This is a genomic window from Kitasatospora sp. NPDC057512, from assembly GCF_042802135.1.
GTDB lineage: Bacteria > Actinomycetota > Actinomycetes > Streptomycetales > Streptomycetaceae > Kitasatospora.
In genome coordinates this window covers 1-3445 of the sequence record NZ_JBHVET010000827.1, presented here as the reverse complement: position 1 = coordinate 3445, position 3445 = coordinate 1, and the positions used below count along the sequence as shown (strand labels likewise).

Sequence of the window (3445 nt, the reverse complement as noted above, 5' to 3'; positions counted from 1 at the left end):
CCCTGGCGGCGGTCTCCGCGGCCTACGACCTCGCCCCGGTCGCCCAGGACGCGCCGCAGCCGGCCACCTCCTTCCGCTTCGCCGACGGCGCGCCGGGGGTCCTGGGCTTCATCCCCTCGGTGACGAAGCCCTTCTGCGACAGCTGCAACCGCATGCGGACCACGGCCGAAGGGGCCTTCCGCGTCTGCCTGTTCGCGCTGGGGGAGACCGACCTGCGCACCGCGCTCCGCTCGGGTGCCGACGACGCCGAACTGGAACGGCTGGTCCGCGAGGCGCTGTGGCACAAGTGGCCCGGACACAAGATCAACCACCCCGACTTCGTCCGGCCCGACCGCAGCATGTCGATGATCGGCGGCTGAACGCCGTGAACGCCCGTGTGGTCTCCTTCACCTGGGGCCGGGGGCTGGGCCACGTCTCCCGCCAGATCGCCGTCCACCGCGAACTGCGCGGGCTGGGCCGGGACTCCCTGCTGCTGACCGAGCGGCCCCAACGCCTGATCGACGACTACGGCTTCGCCCAGACCGTCCTGCCCACCGACGTCGACAGCCTGGTCGGCGAGGCCCTGCACGGGACCGGCCCCGCGGTGGACCACGGCCTCGCCCGGGCCATGGTCACCTGGGTGCTGCGACCGGACGACGTGGTGCTGCACGACGTGACGGTGCAGCGGGAACTGTACGACCAGGCCGCCCGGCTGGGCTGCCCCCAGTTCCTGGTGCACCGCTTCCAGCGCAACCGCCCCGACCCACCGCACTGGATCTCCCGCCACGCGCCCGGCATCGGCACGGTCTACCTGCTGGGCGAGCCGGGGCAGGAGGAGACCGTCCACGGGGTGCGCGTGCTGGGGGTGCCCCATGTCGTCCGGCCGCTGCTCGACGACCGATCGCCCTGGCCCGAGGAGACCCGCGCCCTACGGGTCGCCGTGGTGGCCGGCGGCGGCGGGCACGACGACGCTCCCGGATTCCTCACGGCCGCGCTGCACGGCATCCGCGAGCTCACGCGCCGACGGCCCGCCGCCGACGGTGTCGACGTCCTGGTGCTCACCGGCCCGCACTTCGACGGAGCCGTCCTCGTGCCGCCCGGCCTGCCCGGGCCGGTGCGGGTCCGCCCGTACCTGGGGCCCACCTACGACGTGTACCGGCATGCCGACGCCGCGATCACCCACGCCGGGTACAACACCGTGCAGGAACTGGTCCGTTCCGGCGTGCCGGTCGTGGCCGTCCCCGGCGTCCGCGACTTCGACGACCAGCGCGTCCACCTGAAGGCCGCCGCCGGCCCGAACGTGGTGGTCGCCGCCGCCGACGAGCACGCCATCGCCCGCGCCCGGGCCTACGCCCAGACCCCCCCGGCCGGCACCCGGGCCCGGCCGGCCGCCGCCCCCGCCCGAGCGGCGGACGGCGCCGCCCGGATCGCCCTCGACCTGGTCGCTGCCACCTCCCGCGGCAGCGGCACGGGGGCGCCGTGATGCCCGGACATCCACCCTGTTCGACACCCGCCGCCCAGGCCGGACTCCGAGGCCCACACGGCCCCGGATGCCCTCGTAGAACCCGGCTTCCACTCTTTCGGGGGACGCGCAACTGGTGGCTTCGCCCACGGTATCGGCGTGGCGTGCATGCTTCTGACCTGACCGCAGGAGTTCCACAGCAGTGAGGAGTACACCCATGAGCTATCTCGCCATCAACAGCGCGGGTGAGGACGAGAACAGCGACGACGAGGCCTCGTCCGACACGGCGGCGGAGGTGCGGAGCCTGCTCCGTGACGTCGCCGAGCGGGAGGACGTCCCCCAGGATCTGAGGCAGCGCGCCCAGGCGATCACGGGGCAGTAGGGGCCGGTGCGCCCCGCGGTTCCTCCGCTGTCTCCACTGCGGTCCTGGCGCCCCACGGCTCCAGGACCGCACCGATTCCCAGGACTGTGGACGCCCCGACCGTCCTCCCCTTCATCCGTCGGCTCCGTGCGTTCGTCCTGCGGGACTGCCCGGGTCGGATTCGGTTCCTGCTCTTCTGTGATGGAGTGCGTATGCGCGCGACTGCCCGCCGGGTGGCGGCTGTTCTCCTGCTGATCGTGCCGTTGATCGGCGGTGCCGGTGGCGCGAGTGCCACAACCGGGCTGGGCGAACCGCTGGTTGCGGTGACGCAGTCCTCGGCGGCGGTGCCGGGCGAGTACATCGTCAGGGTCAAGCCCGCGTTCTCGCCGGAGGCGGTACTGCGCGACCTCGGCGTCCGGGCCCGGTTCACCTACGGCACCGCGCTGCGCGGCTTCGCCGCCCCGCTCACCGCGCTCCAACTGCGGACCGTACGCGGTCTGCCCGCGGTCGAGGCGATCGAGGAGAACGCCCGGACGGGCATCGATGCTCCTCCCCCGCGCCCTCGGCCCTCGGAGGCGACCAGGAGCGGTTCCGTGCGGGACGGGCGGACGCGGCGCACCGGTACCGCGGGCGCGCCCAGGACGACGGTCGAGGCGGCGAGTTGGGGCCTGGACCGGATCGACCAGCGCTACCTCCCGCTCGACGGGCTCTTCACCGTCAACGGGACCGGCGAGGGTGTCACGGCGTACATCGTCGACACCGGCATCGAGACCGGGAACGAGGAGTTCGAAGGGCGGGCCACCATGGGGTTCGACGCCATGGACGACGGCCACCACGGCCAGGACTGCCACTCCCACGGCACCCACGTGGCCGGCACCGTCGGCGGCCGGACCTACGGCGTGGCCCGCTCGGTCTCCCTGGTCGCCGTCCGGGTGCTCGACTGCCAGGGAGAGGGCTCCGCCGCGGCCTCCCTGGCGGGCCTGGACTGGGTCGCCGCCCACGCCCGGCGGCCGGCGGTACTGAACGCCTCCCTCGGCGGGCCCGCCTCCGAGGCGCTCGACGCGGCCGTGGACGCGGTGGCGGACCTGGGCGTGCTGCCCGTCATCTCGGCCGGAAACGACGCCCAGGACGCCTGCGCGGCCTCTCCCGCCCGCGCACGGAAGGCCCTCACCGTCGGCGCGGTCAACAAGCAGGACCGACAGGCCAGCTTCAGCAACTACGGCCCCTGCCTGTCGCTGTACGCGCCCGGCGTCGCCATCGTCTCCGCCAAGCTCGGCGGCGGATCCAGCACGCTCAACGGCACGTCCATGGCCGCGCCCCACGTCACCGGAGCCGCCGCCCTCATCGAACAGCAGGATCCCCTGGCCACCTCCCAGGACGTCCGTGACAGGCTCGTCGCCGACTCCACGAAGGACGTGCTCACCCGCCTCGGCCCCGACTCGCCCAACCGCCTCCTCTACACGGGCGGCCTGTGAGCGGACTCGGCGCCCGGCGGCACCTGCTGTCCACCCGGATCGAGGGCTTCCGGCCGTTCGACGTCGCCCGCTTCCCGGTCCCGGACAGCCATCGGATCGCCGGGCACGCCGCCCCGGTGGTGGTCGGCGTCCTGCTCACGCTCCCGGCCGGCCGACGCGCTCGGGCGT

General features: G+C 74.0%; 3 protein-coding genes and 1 pseudogene. All 4 read left to right on the top strand.

The features are described 5' to 3' along the window. Positions 1-359 (top strand): annotated as a pseudogene (locus ACFU6K_RS34365) (GTP 3',8-cyclase MoaA); the annotation flags it as partial. A gap of 5 nt (positions 360-364) precedes the next feature. Continuing rightward, a complete protein-coding gene (locus tag ACFU6K_RS34360; RefSeq protein ID WP_380669820.1) occupies positions 365-1462 on the top strand; it encodes a glycosyltransferase in 1098 nt (365 codons plus the stop codon). A 196-nt stretch (positions 1463-1658) separates the two neighbouring features. Beyond that, on the top strand, positions 1659-1823 hold the full coding sequence (locus tag ACFU6K_RS34355) for a hypothetical protein (RefSeq protein WP_380669818.1): 165 nt from the start codon (positions 1659-1661) through the stop codon (positions 1821-1823). A 191-nt stretch (positions 1824-2014) separates the two neighbouring features. Next, positions 2015-3277 carry a S8 family peptidase gene (locus ACFU6K_RS34350; RefSeq protein WP_380669816.1) on the top strand — a complete coding sequence of 421 codons (1263 nt, stop codon included), beginning with the start codon at positions 2015-2017 and terminating at the stop codon, positions 3275-3277. Positions 3278-3445 lie beyond the last annotated feature (168 nt).

Excerpts from the sequence above, each read along its gene's own strand:
- ACFU6K_RS34355 (WP_380669818.1), top strand. The coding sequence starts at position 1,659 with ATGAGCTATCTCGCCATCAACAGCGCGGGTGAGGACGAGAACAGCGAC.
- ACFU6K_RS34350 (WP_380669816.1), top strand. The coding sequence starts at position 2,015 with ATGCGCGCGACTGCCCGCCGGGTGGCGGCTGTTCTCCTGCTGATCGTG.